This window comes from Rhizobium oryziradicis, from assembly GCF_001939045.1.
Taxonomy (GTDB): Bacteria; Pseudomonadota; Alphaproteobacteria; order Rhizobiales; family Rhizobiaceae; genus Allorhizobium; species Allorhizobium oryziradicis.
In genome coordinates this window covers 665,214-683,575 of the sequence record NZ_MKIM01000027.1, presented here as the reverse complement: position 1 = coordinate 683,575, position 18,362 = coordinate 665,214, and the positions used below count along the sequence as shown (strand labels likewise).

The following is an 18,362-nucleotide window of genomic DNA, read 5'->3' as shown; positions in this document are numbered from 1 at the left end:
GAACTTAAACCGGATTTTTGCGACAATAAACCACATAACGCGTGGCAAAACTGTCGCGCTCACCGGCCGGCACGCTGGTTTCCTCTTTCATCTCGAACTGATCGGGATCGATATGGGGGAAGTAAGTGTCGCCCCCCTCAATCTCTGCCTCCACATGGGTGACATGTAAAACGTCAGCAACAGGCAGTGCCTGACGGTAAATCTCGCCGCCGCCAATCACACAGATTTCATCGACACCCAAGGCTGTCGCTTGCACGCGCGCCCTCTCAAGGGCTGCTTCTAGGCTGCTTGCCGTCTCAACATTCGGCATCTCGATCCGCGCTGTTCGCGACACAATAATATGCGGGCGACCGGGAAGAGGTTTCGAGCCGAAAGACTCAAATGTCTTGCGCCCCAAAACCAGAGGCTTGCCCATGGTCAAAGCCTTGAAACGCTTCAAATCAGTGGAGAGCTTCCACGGCATATCTCCATCGCGGCCAATGACATTGTTTTGCGACATGGCCACAACAAGAACGATCTTTGGGTTTGGCATGGCTTTCTCTTTCATTTCGTCAGGTGCCAATCTGTCCTACAGCGCGAAGGAGCATAAAAAAAGCCGCTGTGCAAAACACAGCGGCCAAAATCGGCTGCAAACGTGACGGGCAGACTTATTTCTTGCCAAGTGCAGAATCGACGCTCAGCGGGCCTGGGCCTGCAAAAACGAAGTACAAAAAGACAAAGCAGAAAAAGATGATCGCCTCACCGCCATTGTTCATCGGGAAAAAGTCCTTGGGTGCATGAACAAGGAAATAGCCAACAGCGCTCATGCCAGAGGCGATGAAAGCGGCAGGACGTGTGAACAAGCCAACTGTGATCAGGAAGCCGCCGACAAGCTCAATGCAGCCAGCAAACCAGGGCAATGTCATTGCAGCAGGGTGCATGTTGGACACGGGCCAACCAAGCAGCTTGCCCATGCCGTGCTCCAAAAACATCAGACCTACGATAATGCGCAGGACGCTCAACATGATGGGAGACCATTTAGACAATTGATTAAACATATTGGGAGAACCTTCTCAAAGAGTGATGTGAAAACGCTTTCAACATAGCTGCGACACAATGTCACCCTAACTTTCATAAAATCAGCGTGAACACTCCGTTTACTGAAAGCGGCTCACACCGCAATCGGAGCCTTGATGCTTGGATCAGCGTTGTAACCCTCAAGGCTGAAATCATCAAAGGTAAAGCCAAAGATATCAGCAACATCCGGGTTGATGTTCATCACCGGCAATGCCTTGGGCACCCGTGAAAGCTGCAATGTCGCTTGTTCAAAATGGTTGGCATACAGATGGGCATCGCCCAGCGTGTGAATAAAATCACCGGGCTTCAGGCCTGTCACCTGAGCCACCATCATCGTCAGCAGCGCATAAGATGCAATATTGAATGGTTTTCCGACATCGCTAGTTTTTTTTGATATTCGGTACACTATAGAGCCCGTGGTACTTTAAAATTTAAGGATGCGTAATAGTCGCACAGAAACGAAGATGCAGTCTACGTCTCAGTCACGAACTCGGTGCCTTTCGCCACTTCACAACTCTTCTTCACAAGAAGTATGCGTGCCGATCGCCCCTAGGCGATCGAATAGCGCGCATTCCGCTTAGAAGACATGGCCGAGGAGCGGAGCCCAAATTCGCAGCGGACGAGGCTATGTCGTCAAAATGAATTTAAGAAGCCGGCCGATAGGCCGTCAATTCCGGCAAAGCCGGCTTTGGACCCCGACCGAAGGACGGGGCTTTGAGTGCCCGACTGCATCGATAATGCCAGTCCGTCACTCTGGTCGCTCATCATCATAAGAACCCGCGACAAAATTGGCACGAATGCCCCAGCCTTCGGTCCCATTGGGTGCGAGAAAAATCACCCCGCGCCTACCGTAGTGGCGGACAAGTTTTTCAACGCTTGCAATACCGGCTGCACCCTTTTCGATCATGTAGATCGTGCGCGGGCTTATGCCCGAATCCTCAGCCACCTCGGCCTGAGTTTGGCCAAGGGCAAGTCGCGCGACAGAAAGCATTCGTGATGGCGGTCTCATGACGCCGTGGTGCCACCGAAAGCCCCGCTTCGCAAACAAATGTTGACAATAGCGAATGAGTCGCTATTAAAAGCGAAATAAACGCTAAAAATAGCGAATATTTCGCTAAATCTATTAGCCGCCTATTGGCCACGAATCACTTGAAAAGGATTTATCGATGAAGTTCGCTTACTTAAATTCGGAAGATGCGCATCGACTTTTCGTTGATCTGCGTTCTGTTGAGGCTGGAATCACCCACACACTGTCACTCCACACCGCTCCCATCCTCGAAGCCCATCAGATGTATTCACGCAGGACGGCCTGCCTTTCAGGATACGTCTTTGGACACCCATCGCTGGGAGACAGTCGAGAAATCACGACCAGTCAGCTCATATACATGGACACGGAGGTAGGCATCGCGCGTACGCTCAACCGTTGGTACCGCTTGGGGCGGCCGGGCGAAACTGGAACACCATGAGACTTCGCACCAATGCCTGACTAGGCTTCAGATAGGTGTCCAGTGACAGAAAAACTGCCATTACAAGACCGTCATTTCCAACGCCGACAGCAGGCAGCAATTTCTGGATTGCATTTGCCTACCGCCGAGGAGTTGCCCCGAGGGATGGTCTTCTTCCGCGAAGACTTGGCCGAAGACATCCGCGAATATTCCGACCGCCTGTCCCGATTACTCAAGAAGCGCAAGCGATCCGGGCTTGATCGCGGAATTTCCCTATGCACTCGCGGTTATTGACAATGTGCTAGAGGGCCTTGATGGCAGGACCAATGTCTATCTGAGTCCTATCATCCTGCTTGGAGAGCCCGGAGGCGGTAAGTCCGAATTTGCCAAAAGATTGAGTAAGGAACTCGGCGCACCCTTTGAAGTTATCTCTTGTGGTGGCTCGAGCGATAGCGCCATCGGCGGGACTGCCAGCAGGTGGTCATCGGGCGAACCAAGCCTTGCGATTATGGCCGTGCGTCGACACCGTTGCGCCGGACCGATCATAATTCTCGACGAGATCGATAAGATCGGCACCAGTCGCAACAATGGCAATGTGCACGACGTGTTGATCGGCCTGTACGAACCGGTGACATCTCGCTGTTGGCATGATCCCTACGTACAGGCCTCCTGTGATCTGTCGCACGTGTCCTGGCTGATGACCACGAACTCGATTGAGCCGATCCCAGGGGCCTTGCGCGACCGGTGCCAAACACTTCGCTTTCCATACCCGGAAGCCGATCATTTGTCGCTCCTCGCCCCACGAATTCTCGCGCGGCGATATCTCCAAACGGGTTACGATCCGCGCTGGGCGACGCCGCTCGAAGGATTCGAATTGGATGCCTTAGCGAAAGTCTGGGCTGGTGGTTCGATCCGAAAGCTGGAACGGGTCGTCGAGGGATTACGGAAAGCGCGCGAGCAAGCAAGGCAGCAACAATAAGCTTTCCCGAGGTCTCACATGCTGACACGCACGTGCTGTTGGAAAGCGACCGTCCACTCCTCGCGGAGCAGGTCTAATTCAAGCCGCATCGCGTGGAGACATCTCCTAGCCACGATGAAGGGTGCGCTCGAAATGTCTAACGACTGTTAGAATTGGAGTCCGGCATGCCACGACGCGATAAGGACGAACCGACCGACGCCGACGATGGCGGGCGCAGGATTGCGTCTCAGGTGAAACACTGAAGAAGCGTGCTTCCGAAGACGTGGACAAGTGCACCAGCTTGGCAACAGCGTACACCCCGCTTGCCAACATCCCCGTATCAGGTGCACTTGAGTCTCAAGGCTAATCAGGATGCCATCCAGATCAACCTCCAGAAATCCTTGGAGCATACTCAGGCCTGATCAATACAACGTGGACGCTGTCGCCATTTCGAATGAATTGCTCACACCCTACTAAAGGGAATCAAGCCTGGCCACGGTGATGGCTTCCACCGGGATGCATTGCAAAAGGCGGCTCCGTTGAGTGAAGCCTATCAGCGTGTAACTTCTTTGGCCCGCCTGCTCGGCGAAGCGCGTCTAGCATCCGAGAAATTCGTCGATCTCGCAGGAATGGCGATCGAGCAAGTCCGAATTTTACGGTCACAGATTGCGCGGATAGAGACCAGTAACGTGCGGCCATCACAGCATAGAAGGAATTGCCGACAGGTCAGCTCAAACTTGCAAACTACGATCAGGAAATACCGACCATCAAAGTCGACTGAGTCGGATGCAGAACTGTTGGAGCTGGCCTGCTCTCCGGTTTTATGTCGAACACCTTAACTCAGTGTCCAAGAAACCGGCAGCAGGCCAAGCACCTGTTCCGGCTGATCGCTCTCGGCCCAGTTATCGCGCCACGACCTGAGCCAAGTTGCCTCGTCGTTCGCCAAGAGCTTCGGCGGCCTTGCTAGCGGATCCGTGGTAACGGGAAGGAGCATGATCGAATTTGTTTCGATGATGATTACCTTCCCATCTCGAAGGTTGCCGATGTTACGTTCCCACGTTGTCCGGTCTGCCCTGATCCGTGATGTCAATCCACGGAGTATCCAAACGCAACCCTCTTGGTCTATGGGCCTTGGATGGATGAGCGCCTCCAAATCCTTTTGCCCTCGCGTGATCGGGTAGACTCCAATGTGCCTCCGAGGTCGCCCCCTCCCGCTTGGTAGTGAGCTATCTACATCGGTTTCGGAAGTGAGCTAGGGGAAAGCGATGCTCGAAAATAGTGACCTTCCCGCTTGTACTTCGCCGATCTCGATTTCCGCGGAGGCCGAGGCAAGCCAGTCAGCCACCAAGTCTGCTGTTGCTTGAACTTGCCATGGTTTACGCAGCGCACATTCCCAAACCGTCGCCATGCGAAAGCCCGATTCAAGCAGCGCAGTTTTCACAGCAGCGTCACGGGCGACATTGGCAGCAAACTTGGTTTGCCAGAACTCTGGTCGAGTAGATGGCGTTGTTGCGTATTTGCAGCCGGCATGTCGATGCCAGAAGCAGCCATGCACGAAGACTACCGCCTTGAACTTCGGAAAGGCGAGATCAGGCATGCCCTTGATTTTGCGATTGTGAAGCCGAAAGCGCAAGCCAAGCGCATGAAGTGCACGACGCAGAACGAGCTCAGGCTTCGTGTTCTTTCCCTTGATCCCGGCCATCATTCGCGATCGTGTCTCAGGGTCAACAATATCAGTCATTTGTATCCTGGCAATTGCTGCTACACATAGTATACACCGATGAAACCATCTTCGATCAGGAGTCGTTCTTGCCTACCACTTTCGGTGTCACTGACCTCTTCGCTGGACCAGGTGGGCTAGGTGAAGGGTTTTCATCTCTGTTGGTTGACCAGCAGCATAATCCATTTAGTATCGGAATCTCAGTAGAAAAGGATGCCGCCGCGCATAAAACCTTGCGGCTGCGCGCCTTTTTGAGAGCGTTTCGTGCCGAGCATGGGAAACTCCCGGCCGAGTTCATAAACTTTCATGCGGGCGTGGTAGGAGAGCCGGATTGGGCCTTGGTTGGTAACGGTGCCTGGGATCACGCATCGAGAGAAGCTAGGCAGCTCGAACTTGGAACGACCGCCGCGTCCGAAGCGATAGATGAGGCGGTCGCCGGACTTCAAAAGTTCGATGACACAATTCTCATTGGTGGGCCGCCTTGCCAAGCATATTCGTTGGTCGGACGGGCTCGGGCGAACGGCAAACGCGACTATGTGCCGGAACAAGACGAGCGTCATTATCTTTTTCGGGAATACATACGGGTTCTGGAACGCCTCCGACCATCAGCGTTCGTGATGGAAAACGTAAAGGGCATGTTGTCGTCCAAGGTAGAAAGCCGCCTCGTTTTCGAAATGTTGATGGAGGACTTGTCCTCGTTGGGTACTAGGCATGGCCACATCTACGAGCTATTCGCTGTACGTGTAGAAAACGGCAATGCTAAGCTTCGCCAAGCGACGAAGCCCTCCGACTTTGTCGTAAAAGCAGAGGAATTTGGAGTGCCGCAGCGACGGCACCGCGTAATTATCATTGGCATCCGAGCCGATTTGGCATCACACGCTTCGGCGGCAAGCATCCCTATCAGCGAAAAACACAGGACGGTACAGGACGCCATCGCTAACCTCGGGCGGATACGCAGCGGGATCAGCGATTCCGGAGACAGTTTTGAGAGGTGGAGCAATTACGTGCTCGACTCTGCCGAGCTCTTAACCTCAAGTACTGATGTTGCCTTACAGCAGGTGCTCCGGGACCTTATAGACGAATTTCAGCGTGGATTGCCGCTGGCCCGCTCGTCAGCAAAGCTTCCAAGCGGCTACGGAAAGTCAAACGACGAATTGCTCCGATGGCTTGAGCGTCCGGAACTGCTTTCCATCGCCCAGCATGGCACGCGCGGGCATATGGCTTCAGATCTTGGTCGATACCTCTTTGCCGCCGTCTTCGGAAAGGTGCATGGGTACAGCCCAAAAGCCTCCGAGTTTCCAGAAGTACTCCGCCCAAACCATCGCAATTGGGACACCGGAATATTTGCCGACCGCTTCCGCGTTCAGCTTGCTAGCGAAGCATCAACGACCGTCACCAGCCACATTTCTAAGGACGGCCACTATTTCATCCATCCCGACCCGGCTCAGTGCCGTAGCCTGACCGTGCGGGAGGCCGCACGTCTTCAGACGTTCCCGGACGACTACTTGTTCATGGGCAATCGCACCCAGCAATACGTTCAAGTCGGAAACGCGGTGCCGCCCTTCTTGGCCCGACAAATCGCACATCTTGTTTACGCATCGCTTACCTCCACAAACTCATAATATTATTCTAAGTATTGCGATCCTCCACATTTCGCGCGAAGGTGGTTCAAGGACTTACTAGGATTCGTGAATGCAGCAAGGATTCGTAGCTAGAAGAGCAGACGCGACACCGTGTGCTGCAGCATTGATCGAAAGCTTGAGGGACATCGGCTATTCGCTTGAGACCGCGCTCTCCGACATCGTCGACAACTCGATCACCGCGGGCACCCACCGAATCCATATACTGACGGAGACATACTCGGAAGAACCGTTCATCGCGATCGCTGATGACGGCATAGGAATGACCGAGGACGAGTTGGTGGCAGCTATGCGTCCTGGTAGCCGGAATCCCCTCGATACTCGGGAAAAAACCGATCTTGGTCGCTTCGGGCTCGGCCTCAAGAGTGCAAGTTTTTCGCAATGCCGCAGGTTGACGGTCGTTACCCGCACCAATGGGATCACGTCGGCTGCCGTTTGGGACTTGGATGATGTCGCTCGCCGCAACGAGTGGTCGGTTCAGCTTCTGGACGATATAAAGGCAATCCGTTGTGCTGATCAGCTCGGCAAAACTGGAACCTTGGTACTCTGGGAAAAGCTTGACCGTTTGACCGGCGGCTACAAGCTAAACGTTGCGAAACGAGCAGAGACAATAAATCAACGTTTGGCGGAAACCGAGCGCCACCTGCGACTGGTATTCCACCGTTTCTTGGAAGCCCCAAAACCAATCAGGATACTTCTGAACGGTCGACAGCTTCGCCCACTGGATCCATTCGCACGCAAGAACTCTGCCACCATCGCCGATCCGGAGGAAATCATCAGCCTTCCGCAGGGCGATGTCGAGATCCAGAGTTTCACAATTCCTCACCACAAACAGATGAGCACCCCGGATTGGGATGACCTCGGCGGGCCAGAGGGACATTTGAAATCTCAGGGCTTCTACGTGTATCGAGGCGAACGCCTGATCTTGCATGGTACGTGGTTCGGTCTTTGCCGCCAGTCCGAACTAACGAAGTTGTCGCGGGTAAGAATCGACATTTCCAACAGTATGGACAGCGACTGGAAAATCGATGTCAAAAAGTGTTCGGCTCAGCTTCCTCCAACGGTTCGCGACCGATTGAAGAAAGTGATCGAACGCATTCAGGAAGGTTCCAAACGCACCTACCGGAAACGCGGGCAGAAGCTGGTCGACCACAACCGATTACCTCTGTGGCACAGAATTCAGTCCGATGGACATATACGCTACAGGCCGAACATCGAACATCCAATCTTCGCCGGGTATGCCGAAGAGCTCCCTGAACATCTTCGCCGAGGTTTCTTCAATTGCATCAGTCTCGTTGGCGCTTCTTTGCCAGTTGAGACGCTACATGCGGATATGGCGGCTGTCGCCGAGGACGTCGTGCCGGACCATGTGGACGAGGACACGCTCACTCAAGCAGTGCAGGCGACCCTTTCCGTCCTTCTGGCTGCCAAAAAGGAACTCAAGGATATCATCGCCTTGATGAGAGATGTCGATCCATTTCGGACCGCATGGTCCGACACCCAGCTTATCATAGACGCCATTATAGAGGCTAATCGAGCTAAATGAACCAGATACTGAGCAGCCTTGAAGGCATGACCGCAATGTTCATGGCTTCGCAACAGGGTCCCCATACAGCGCAGTCGATCAGAGACATTATCGCGCAACTGCGCGATACCCCGATGTTTTCCGGGAAGGTGAGCGCCGACGAAGCTGAAGATCTTGCCCGCCTCATCGAAGAGAAACACGGCATCAGCATGGGGCTGGGCGCGATCGTTGACGCGGAAGATTTCCGTCCGTGGCTTCATGATGCGAAGATCAACGGCGAGATCGGGAACTTCTACTGGGGCCGGTATCGCCAGCTACTTAGCCTCCAGGGTCTGCCCAAGTCTGTCATCGACGCCACCGACGAAGTCACGGATCGCGTGCTCGATAGGCTTGGAAACCCACGGAACCTGAATCCTTGGGGTCGCCGGGGAATGGTGGTGGGCCATGTCCAGAGCGGGAAGACAGCGAACTACACCGGGCTCATCTGCAAGGCGGCTGACGCCGGATACCGGCTAATCGTTGTAATCGCCGGGATCCATAACAATCTTCGCAATCAGACGCAGGTGCGGATCGACGAAGGATTCATTGGCCGGGACACCGGTCGCCTTGCGCATGCGAACAAGACTCAGCGGCAGAAGATCATCGGTGTTGGCACCTTCGATCAGCGAGAGTTCCCGGTCTCTCTCACCAACACCTTGCGCGACTTCAACAAGGCGACAGCGACGACCAATACCAGCCAGATAGGCCAGTACAATGTTCCCGTTGTATTGGTAATCAAGAAGAATTCGAGTACGCTGAAAAATCTGCTGGAGTGGCTGAAGGAGCATTCAGTCAGCCAAGGCTCGCAGATGGTGCAGCAGCCGATGCTGCTGATCGACGATGAAGCTGACAACGCTTCTATCAACACTGCCTACAGCAAGGAAGAGATTACGCGAATCAACGGTCAGATCCGGGAACTGCTGTCACTTTTCCACAGAAGCTGTTACGTTGGTTACACGGCGACCCCGTTTGCGAACATCCTGATCGATCCCGACACCGACGACGAGACATTCAAGCAGGACCTATTTCCCCGACACTTCATCATCGGCCTTGATGCGCCTTCAAACTACTTTGGCGCACAGAAGGTATTCATTGACGCACGTATTAAGCATGTTCGGCTCATTGCCGACAATGAGGACATCTTTCCTATAAAGCACAAGATCAACCATTCGGTCGATACTCTGCCCGAAAGCCTCATTGATGCGGTGCGGGCATTTCTGGTCGCGCGCGCCATCCGCAACATCAGAGGGCAGCAGGCATCCCATGCCTCGATGCTGGTGAATGTCTCGCGGTTCACAGACGTCCAGGGGAAATTGCGGTCGCGGATCAGTGACATTGTCGGTCGTATCCGGGATGCCGTGACAGTCGACGCCGGCAAAGGCAGGGCTGCACTCGCAAACCCGGAAATCGCCGCCCTTCATCGTATCTGGGAAACAGAGTACGCAGATCTGGAGAACGCGGGCTGGCCTGCGATCCAAGCCCGACTACACGAAGTATTGATTGCTGCGCGCGTCATCGAGGTGAATGCTTCGAAGCGTTCGGAAGCGCTTGTTTATGAGAAGGGTAGCGAGCATGGCGTCACAGTGATCGCAGTTGGGGGATTCTCGCTTTCACGCGGCCTTACACTTGAAGGACTGACGACGAGCTATTTCCTTCGAAACTCCATGATGTACGACACGCTGATGCAAATGGGTCGGTGGTTTGGTTACAGGCCAGGGTATGAGGACCTTTGCAGGCTATGGATTCCAGCAGATGGGGTCGGCTGGTACTCGCACATCCAAGAGGCCATGGAAGATCTGCAGGCGCAGCTCAAGCGCATGGAACTGGTGAAGGCGACGCCCGAGCAATTCGGTCTAGCTGTCCGTAGTCATCCAGAGACCCTGATAGTCACCGCGCGCAACAAGATGGGCAGCGGCAAGGAGATACCCGTAAGGGTCGGATTGGCTGGCCGGCTCGTAGAAACAACACGCATCAAGAACGACGTCGGTCAGCTTGCGAGAAACAGATCGGCGGGCACCGCACTGGCGAAGGCAATCAAGGCCTCCGGAGTATCGCTCGAGGAAAGGCCCCGTGGGCATCTTTTCAAGGGTGTCAGTGTCGAACTGATCCGCAACTTTCTGAACATATTCCGCACGGACACCGCGGATCCGCTTACCGATCCACGTTTGATGGGTGATTACATCGAGGCGCGTTCGGCAACCGAACTAAAGGAATGGGACGTTCTATTCGCAAGCGCGCAGAAAGAGGATAGCGTCGACTCGCTAGATCTCGACGGCCTCCGGATGAAGCCGTTCAACCGTGCTGTAGGGCTGGATAACTTGAAGACTGGAACACTTGCAATCAGCGGAACGAGCCGTCGTGTTGGCTCGCCGGGTGATGAGCGTGAAGGCCTGACGGAAGATCAAATCAGCGCCGCCAAGGACAATTACATTGCCGCCCATGGCAAGCCTGCGTCGGGTACGCTTCCTCCGCGGATCTTTTTCGAAATTGAAGGGCGACGCCCCCTGATGATCCTCCGTTTCGTCCGGCCGGAGGTTGGAGATGAAGAGCTCAAGCAACGGCTTCCTGAGGATGTGCTCGCATGGGGCATCTACTTCCCTCCTTCGAATATCCAAGGAGGGACGGTCGACTACGTCGTCAACACCATACGCATGCGGGAAATGTTTGGAGAGGAAGAAGTCGAGCAGGAGGTCCCAGGTGATGCTGAGTAATACCCCTTGGGCCGGACTGGAGGCAGGAAAGATCGATACAAGACGGGTGAACGCATCGGGTCGCTGGAATTTTTTCTGGGCCGTTCTCACGCGATCAGAGGCAGCTTTGGTGTTGCAGCTTTCCCAGTTGCCAAGTCCGCTGCCCGACCTGCCGATGCTCCGAAGCCTCGACATTCACTTCCAGACACTACCGGGCGGGCCAATCCTATACATCCGTCTCAACGATGCCGCCCAAGTGGAACTGTTCGAAACTCTCTGCCGGGACGTTGTTACGGCTGCGGAAACGGCAGAAGACGAAGCGGCGGCTCTCCAAAGGGCGATCGGACGTACATTTCGCTGGCATCACCTTCTTCGCGGCGGAAAGGACGACCTCCTCCCTGAAGAAGCGCAGAAGGGCCTCATCGGCGAACTGAAGATACTCAAGCTCCTCGTTGAGAATATGGGAGCAAAGGCCGCAATCGAGACGTGGACAGGTCCTTCGGGGGCACCGAAAGATTTCGAGCTGAGGTCTGATTGTATCGAGGTAAAGGCGCGGCGTGGAGCCGCGCAGCCTTTCGTCAAGATCTCAAACGAATATCAACTTGCCGAGGTTGAAGGCCGCAGGCTCTGGCTCGCCGTTCTAACGGTCGACAAGGTTCAATCACCGAACGGTTTGACGCTTGCCGACCATGTGGCCGCGTTGGCGAGAATACTGGAGCGCACTGCACCATCCGTTATCCCGCAGTTTGATCTTCGACTGGCAGATGCCGGATATGATCCGATGCATGACTACTCAGCTTGGCATTGGCAGGCATCCGAGGCCGAATTTTTCGCGGTGGAGGATCCCTTCCCCAGGCTGGCGGTGCCAGTTCCTCTTGGAGTGTCGAACTTGAGCTATTCCCTCTCTCTTGATGCCTGTGCGCCCTTCAATACGGACTGGGCAACTGTACGTGCAACGCTGTTTGAGGAAGGGCCTGATGAGCGAGCTTGAGGAATATCATCAGAACCTGATGGCAGACGTCCGTCGCGAAGCCGACACAAGCGGCATCCTCATGATCGAGGCATTCTTCGACAGAATGGCTGAAAGGCTGACGGAAGCTGGCGAACTGGAAGCTGCCGACCGGGCCTTTTTTCAGGATACCGACGGCGGGAAAAAGATCCGCATTGATGGATATTCCGGCGACCCACGAGACAATGACGGCACCCTTGGGCTCATAATATGCGATTTTGTCGATTCCGACGAGGTCCGGACATTTGGAAAAAGCGAACTCGCGCCTCTCCTCAATCCATTGATCCGGTTCCTTGGCAAAGCACGCTCCGAAAAATTCCGGGATGGTCTCAATGAGGTCAATCCCGCCTTCCAAGTATCCGATCTGATAATTGCCACGTGGCAGCATGTGTCGAAAGTCAAACTTATCCTGGTTTCGAACAGGCGATATGTCGGGCGCGATGACACGGTAAAGCTGGATAACAAGGAACAAATCCCCATAACCTACTCGGTATGGGACCTCGCTCGCTTCGAACGTTACGAGCGCTTGGGTCAGTCTCGCGCCGATATGCTCATCGATTTCGAAAAGGACTTCGGTGGCGCTCTCCCCGCCCTGAAAGCCTCCCAAGACGACGCAGCCCTCGAGAGCTACCTGATGATAGTTCCCGGCCACCAGCTCGCGAACATCTACGATAGATGGGGTGCCCGGCTGCTGGAGGCGAACGTCCGATCTTTCCTCCAGGCACGCGCGAAGACCAATAAGGGTATCCAGAAGACGATCAAGGACGCTCCGGAACTGTTCTTCCCCTACAATAACGGCCTCTCCGCCACTGCCGATGAGGTGACCTGCGTTCGAACGTCCGCTGGCTTCGCGATCTCATCGATCAATAATCTGCAAATCGTGAACGGTGCACAGACAACGGGGTCGATCCACGCTTCGCTCAGGTCGGCGAAGGACCAGCTTGAGCGGGTGTTTGTGCAGATGAAGCTGACCGTAGTCCCGCCGGACAGATCGGAAGAGATCGTCCCGAAAATCTCCGAATTTGCCAACACCCAGAACAAGGTCAACGCAGCAGACTTCTTCTCCAATCATCCGTTCCATGTGCGCATGGAGCAGATTTCGCGCGGTGCGATCTTCGCCGCACCCGATAACGAGCGGCATGACAGCAAATGGTTTTACGAACGATCGCGCGGCCAGTACATCAATGAGCGGGCAAAGCTCAAACCGCCACAGCAGAAGAAATTCGACCTCGAATTTCCCAAGGCCAGACTTTTCTCGAAAACGGACTTGGCCAAGTTCGTGTTCTCAGCATCGGGACAGCCCCACATCGTGTCGCGCGGCGCACAGAAGAACTTTGCAGAATTCGCGAGGGAGATCGGCGATAGTTGGTCAAAGAGTGACGCAAAATACGATGACCTTTGGTACAAGCGCCTGATCTCGAAGGCCCTGATTTTCAGAAAACTTGAAACAGAAGTCCCCAAGCAGCCATGGTACGAAGGCGGGTATCGCGCGAACGTCGTGACGTACGCCATGGCCAAGCTGTTCCATGATGCGAATAACGAGAAGGAAGTGCTCGATCTCGACACGATCTGGCGCCGCCAGATCGTTCCGGACGCACTGGTTGATGCTCTACTGACCGCGGCTGCTGCGGCCCATCATGTGATCACCCACCCACCTGCAGGCGTTCGCAACATGTCGGAATGGGCGAAGCAGCAGGCTTGCTGGAATCGTCTGAAATCCGAGCAACTCCAATATGGCGAAAGCCTCGAAAGCTGCCTCGTCTTGATCGAAAGCGCGCGAACGAATATGCGCGATGCTCGTTCGGAAAGAGCCCTGACCAATGGCATCAATGCACAGAGCGAAGCAGTTACGCTTGGTGGCGCTTATTGGTCTAAAGTACTGGAATGGGGACGGGCGAAGAAGCGTCTGACGCCAAAGGATCTGCAGGTCGTTCAGATATGCGCGACAATTCCACAACGCCTCCCGACAGATTCCCAAGCACTCCACGCAATGAAGCTGCTTGCCCGCGTTAAGGATGAAGGTTTCGTTGCAGCGCGGTAGCCGAAACGGCGATAATCGATGACCACCTCCCGAAGACGATCAACGAACCGAACAAAACTTCGAACTTCGGTGGCAAATGCCACCAGCCATAATCACCAGTGCCTCATTGAACCCCAGTTACCAGCGAAAAAGGGGAATTCGCTGCTGGACAGACTGCCCTCGATGCCAGGTCAAGCTTTGGGGCGATTGTCGATCACATTGCGTCTGCCGATCCGATTTTGCTGTGCGACGATCTTAGGGATGAGTGGACTGACTTTACCGGAGTCACGGACGACGCGGGGCTTACACAAATCTCGTTCTACCACGCAAACATGGCGCGCCTTCCCGTGAAGGTTACTGACCGCGCAAGCGATGGTAGGATCGCTAGGATTCTGTCAGTACGCTTCCACCCGGTTTCCGTCTTGCGGCTGGTGGGATGGACCGTCAGCTTTTAGGAAAACGAAAAGTCGGTCCAAATGGCCAATTGGAGGGCTCGAAGCGGCAATCATTTCCTCCGCCGGCCCATTGCCGGCATTTTCTCTGAGAATTTCTAGGTTCGGCTGTAGTGATGTCCCGCTGAATGGCCCCGAGCGAGCGGGAAGATGACATCGAGAGTTTTTTCTGTGTACAGAAACAACTTTAACTTGCTTAAAAGTGAGCGTCTGCTGAGATGTTCACCGATAAGCACATCGGACCGTGACACTTTGACAAAATTCAGTTTCGAAACTTTGATCGACGAGGCTTTAGCAGACGTCACAACTGTGGCTGACTTGAAAGCGGCCCTCAACAAGCGTTACCTTTCCTTCTTCAATGATTTCGAGGATGGATCATGGCGCTTTAAGAAGTTTCAGAGTTACCTCTGGGACAACGTGGCGCAGACGGCGCTCTCACAGCGCGAGAGGATGGCACTGCAAGACCAGAGCCACAGCGCGTTACTCGCCGCGGCGAAAAATCTAAGACTGAGTGATAACGATATCGCGGGTCAGGGAAGCGAGATAGCCGAGATTTTCCTCTACGGCGTCATGCGGCACCACTTCAACGCTTTGCCAGTAGTTCCAAAGATTTTCTATAAACAGAACTCCCAAGACAATGCGAAAGGTGCCGATAGCGTCCACATTGTTATCGACGGTACCGACTTTCAGCTCTGGTTCGGGGAGGCGAAATTCTACAAGTCGATAGCGGACGCTCGTTTGAACGCAGTTGTCAGTTCAGTGTTCGAGATGTTGTCGACCTCTAAGCTGAAAAAAGAAAATACTATCATCACCAACATTGCGGACCTTGATCTGCTTTCAATTGACCCGGCATTGGTCGCGAGAATAAAATCGGTATTGGATGCTCGGTCCTCCATAGATGAGCTACGTTCGCGCATTCACGTTCCCATCATGCTCCTGCATGAATGCTCCATCACTTCGGGCAAAACCGAAATGTCGAAAGCGTACAAGGACGAGCTGATCGAACACCACAGGGAAAGAGCGGAGGCTTACTTTTCCAAACAAATCGGAAAATCCAGCGGCGTTTATAAATACAAAGAAATCAAGTTTCATCTGATACTTTTCCCAGTTCCGGATAAGCAAATTATCGTCGACGCGTTCACGAAGAACGTCTCCTTCTACAAGGAGCAGGCGTGATGGAAGTATTCACAACATGCCAAGAAATCAATGCACATATACAGCGCGGCGATGAAGTCGCGGCCCGCAACCTGCTCATCAGGCTGCTAGCGTCGATGGGCGAAGGCAAAAGGGAATTCCCCGAGCTCGTCAATCATATGATACGCGCGACCGGACTTTTCCCTTATATGGAGGTGACTCGCGGTAGTTGGGATCAAAGGTTTCTCGCCGAGGCTTTCGCGGTCGATGTAGGCGGGACAAAAGCGACCCTTCACAGGGAGCAATCCTACATCCTAAAGAAGCTCCTAGAAGGAACAGATCTCGCGGTCAGCGCTCCGACGAGTTTTGGCAAGAGTTTCATAATCGATGCATTTATCGCAGCGCGGCAGCCTAAAACGGTTGTCATCATTGTTCCGACAATCGCGCTGATGGACGAAACACGCAGACGCATATTCCGCAAATTCGGACGCAACTATGCAGTAATAACCGCGCCGGATACACCATTGGGTGACAGCAACATCCTCATTTTTCCCCAGGAACGAGCCTTTGGCTATCTCAATAAGCTCGATAGGATAGACCTGTTGGTCGTCGACGAGTTCTACAAAGCGAGCGCGAAACACGACAAGACTCGATCACCCGCACTTGTCAAGGCGATCATGAAACTGTCTGCCAAAGCGGATCAGCGCTACTATCTAGCTCCCAATGTCAAAACCCTTGGCCGTAGCGTCTTCACCGACGACATGGAGTTCGTTGAACTCCTGAACTTCAACACTGTATATCTGAACAAGCACGATCTTTATCGAGAAATAGACGGCGACGAAGGAAAGAAGGGTGATAAACTCATCGAGATTATCGGGCCTCGGAAAGCGAAGTCTCTTATTTACGCGGGAACCTACGTCGACATCAGGAAGGTATGCGACCTCGTTAAGACGCGAATGACGCCCGTGGAGCGTCCCCTGACCCGACACTTCGCGAACTGGCTTAGAACGAATTACCGAAAGGAATGGCAACTACCTGACGTCATTGATCGTGGACTGGGTGTCCACAATGGCAGTATGCATCGGTGCCTAACCCAAATTCAGGTCAAGCTTTTCGAGCAAGAGCGCGGGCTGGATCACATCGTTTCAACCTCATCGATTATCGAAGGAGTAAACACCTCAGCGCAGAACGTGGTCATCTGGCGCAATCGGGTCGGCACGACGAAGCTGAAAGACTTCACTTACAAAAACATCATCGGCCGTGGCGGCCGCATGTTCAAGCATTTCGTTGGCGACATCTATCTGCTCGAGCCACCGCCGGAAGACGAAGAGACCCAGCTATCCATCGAGTTTCCCGAGCAGATTCTCGGTGATCTTGACGAGGATCGAGACGCCTCACGCCTCACCTCAGAACAACTGGAGCGAGTTATCGAGTTTAAGAGGTCAATGATTGACATAGTCGGTCGAGATGAATGGGCAAGGATTCAACGAGATAACGTGCTTCAGGATAGTGATTCCACGTTCCTCCTGTCATTGGCGATGGACATGAAGTTCAACCCCGAAAACTGGAACGGTTTCGCCTACCTCAACTCGAACGATCCCGACCGCTGGGAGCACATCCTCTACAAGCTCATCGACTTCAAGAAAACGGGATGGGAGGCCCAGTTCAGTAAGATCATTGTTGTCACAAAGGCGATACACAGGAACTGGAGCACCCCACTTCCTCGACTGCTTGCCAACCTCAACGCCCAAGGAATTACGATCGACGAGTTTTTCCAGATTGAAAGGACAGTGACCTTCAAGCTCTCGGCCCTCGTCAGCGATGCGAGCGAGTTGTACAAGATCATAATCAATCCAAATGTCGATGTGTCCCGTTTCATCGCGCGACTAAGCAGAGCCTTCCGTCCGGGAACCGTATATCATCTCGAGGAGTACGGTCTTCCAAGGATGATATCGAGGAAGCTTCAGGATAGCGGGGTGATTGATCTGGCTGACAGCGCTTTGAATGTCAGGGACGCCATCGTCAAATTTAATGCCATCGGCTTGGAGCGCCTCTTTGCGATCCAGAGCTTGTCACGGTTCGACAAGTATATCCTCAATCATTTTTTGGAAGGAATTACGCCGAGCCAGTAGAAACTGAGATCGAAGAGCTAAATACCGCCTATTGCTCGGCGCAAGCTGGTGGAGAACAAGCAGTAGCGAGCAACGTGGGGGTGGAACAGCGGTTACCGAAAATCCCGAACCAGGCGACACTTGTTTGGCCTACTGTTGCGACGTTGGAGATCAGGGAGTTTTGCGTAAGCCAAAATCTTCCCATTTGCGAGAACTTGCCGTCTACTCATGGTGCAAGCCTTCGAAAAGAAAAAGCATGATGGACAAAGTGCGGGCGACACAGCGCTTACGCTGATTGAGACCTGCAAGCTAAATGCCGTCGATCCCTTGCTCTATCTGAACACAACACTCACCGCCATCGTCACCGGCCACAAGCAGAGCCAGATCGTGGAACTCCTGCCTTGGAATTATCCTGCAAGCGTGTGATCGCAACACCGCTTACCGCCAATCTACGTGAAGCCGTTTGTTAAATGACAGAAGACAACGCAGCCGATGTAGCGGCAATCGCGGAGGCTGTACAGTGACCAAACATGCGGTATGTCGAGGTAACGAGCGCAGAACAT

Annotated in this window: 13 protein-coding genes and 2 pseudogenes; 10 read left to right on the top strand and 5 right to left on the bottom strand. The window is 53.9% G+C overall.

The annotated features are described in order from the left end of the window. Window positions 1–4: 4 nt before the first annotated feature. From BJF95_RS14215 to BJF95_RS14200, 4 genes and pseudogenes are all read right to left on the bottom strand, one after another. Window positions 5–532, bottom strand: a complete 528-nt coding sequence (locus BJF95_RS14215; protein WP_075640073.1) for a dihydrofolate reductase — start codon at window positions 530–532, stop codon at window positions 5–7. Window positions 533–647: 115 nt separating this feature from the next. Further along, complete coding sequence (locus BJF95_RS14210; RefSeq protein WP_075640072.1) at window positions 648–1,037, bottom strand: DoxX family protein; 390 nt, start codon at window positions 1,035–1,037, stop codon at window positions 648–650. A 113-nt stretch (window positions 1,038–1,150) separates the two neighbouring features. Then, window positions 1,151–1,429 (bottom strand): annotated as a pseudogene (gene thyA, locus BJF95_RS14205) (thymidylate synthase); the annotation flags it as partial. A 375-nt stretch (window positions 1,430–1,804) separates the two neighbouring features. Further along, window positions 1,805–2,047 carry a helix-turn-helix transcriptional regulator gene (locus BJF95_RS14200; protein ID WP_075640070.1) on the bottom strand — a complete coding sequence of 81 codons (243 nt, stop codon included), beginning with the start codon at window positions 2,045–2,047 and terminating at the stop codon, window positions 1,805–1,807. A gap of 175 nt (window positions 2,048–2,222) precedes the next feature. Here BJF95_RS14200 and BJF95_RS24595 point away from each other — a divergent pair, with 175 nt between their 5' ends. Then, entirely contained in the window at window positions 2,223–2,522 is a 300-nt protein-coding gene (locus BJF95_RS24595; protein ID WP_075640069.1) for a DUF6634 family protein, read from the top strand. Window positions 2,523–2,757: 235 nt separating this feature from the next. After that, window positions 2,758–3,480, top strand: coding sequence for an AAA family ATPase (locus BJF95_RS14190; protein WP_175577260.1), 723 nt, complete (start codon window positions 2,758–2,760; stop codon window positions 3,478–3,480). Window positions 3,481–4,711: 1,231 nt separating this feature from the next. Here the strand turns inward: BJF95_RS14190 and BJF95_RS14180 are convergent. Next, window positions 4,712–5,200 (bottom strand): very short patch repair endonuclease, encoded by a 489-nt coding sequence (locus BJF95_RS14180; RefSeq protein ID WP_075640066.1) that lies wholly within the window; start codon window positions 5,198–5,200, stop codon window positions 4,712–4,714. A 68-nt stretch (window positions 5,201–5,268) separates the two neighbouring features. Between BJF95_RS14180 and BJF95_RS14175 the strand changes: the two genes are divergently transcribed. The 8 genes and pseudogenes from BJF95_RS14175 to BJF95_RS14135 all read left to right on the top strand — a co-directional run. Continuing rightward, the gene (locus tag BJF95_RS14175; protein ID WP_075640358.1) at window positions 5,269–6,801 is read left to right on the top strand and encodes a DNA cytosine methyltransferase; all 1,533 of its coding nucleotides are present in this window, start codon (window positions 5,269–5,271) and stop codon (window positions 6,799–6,801) included. Between the two features lie 70 nt (window positions 6,802–6,871). Then, the gene (locus tag BJF95_RS14170; RefSeq protein WP_075640065.1) at window positions 6,872–8,365 is read left to right on the top strand and encodes an ATP-binding protein; all 1,494 of its coding nucleotides are present in this window, start codon (window positions 6,872–6,874) and stop codon (window positions 8,363–8,365) included. Beyond that, window positions 8,362–11,094, top strand: coding sequence for a Z1 domain-containing protein (locus BJF95_RS14165; protein ID WP_075640064.1), 2,733 nt, complete (start codon window positions 8,362–8,364; stop codon window positions 11,092–11,094). The genes BJF95_RS14170 and BJF95_RS14165 overlap by 4 nt, the downstream gene beginning before the upstream one ends. After that, on the top strand, window positions 11,084–12,064 hold the full coding sequence (locus BJF95_RS14160; protein WP_075640063.1) for a PD-(D/E)XK motif protein: 981 nt from the start codon (window positions 11,084–11,086) through the stop codon (window positions 12,062–12,064). Before BJF95_RS14165 ends, BJF95_RS14160 begins: the two co-directional genes overlap by 11 nt. Beyond that, complete coding sequence (locus BJF95_RS14155) at window positions 12,051–14,123, top strand: AIPR family protein (RefSeq protein ID WP_075640062.1); 2,073 nt, start codon at window positions 12,051–12,053, stop codon at window positions 14,121–14,123. The genes BJF95_RS14160 and BJF95_RS14155 overlap by 14 nt, the downstream gene beginning before the upstream one ends. A 740-nt stretch (window positions 14,124–14,863) precedes the next feature. Then, the gene (locus BJF95_RS14145) at window positions 14,864–15,730 is read left to right on the top strand and encodes a HamA C-terminal domain-containing protein (RefSeq protein WP_245297326.1); all 867 of its coding nucleotides are present in this window, start codon (window positions 14,864–14,866) and stop codon (window positions 15,728–15,730) included. Further along, a complete protein-coding gene (locus tag BJF95_RS14140) occupies window positions 15,730–17,820 on the top strand; it encodes a DEAD/DEAH box helicase (protein ID WP_075640061.1) in 2,091 nt (696 codons plus the stop codon). Before BJF95_RS14145 ends, BJF95_RS14140 begins: the two co-directional genes overlap by 1 nt. Before the next feature lie 258 nt (window positions 17,821–18,078). Beyond that, a pseudogene (locus BJF95_RS14135) lies at window positions 18,079–18,225 on the top strand (transposase domain-containing protein); the annotation flags it as partial. Window positions 18,226–18,362: the final 137 nt, after the last annotated feature.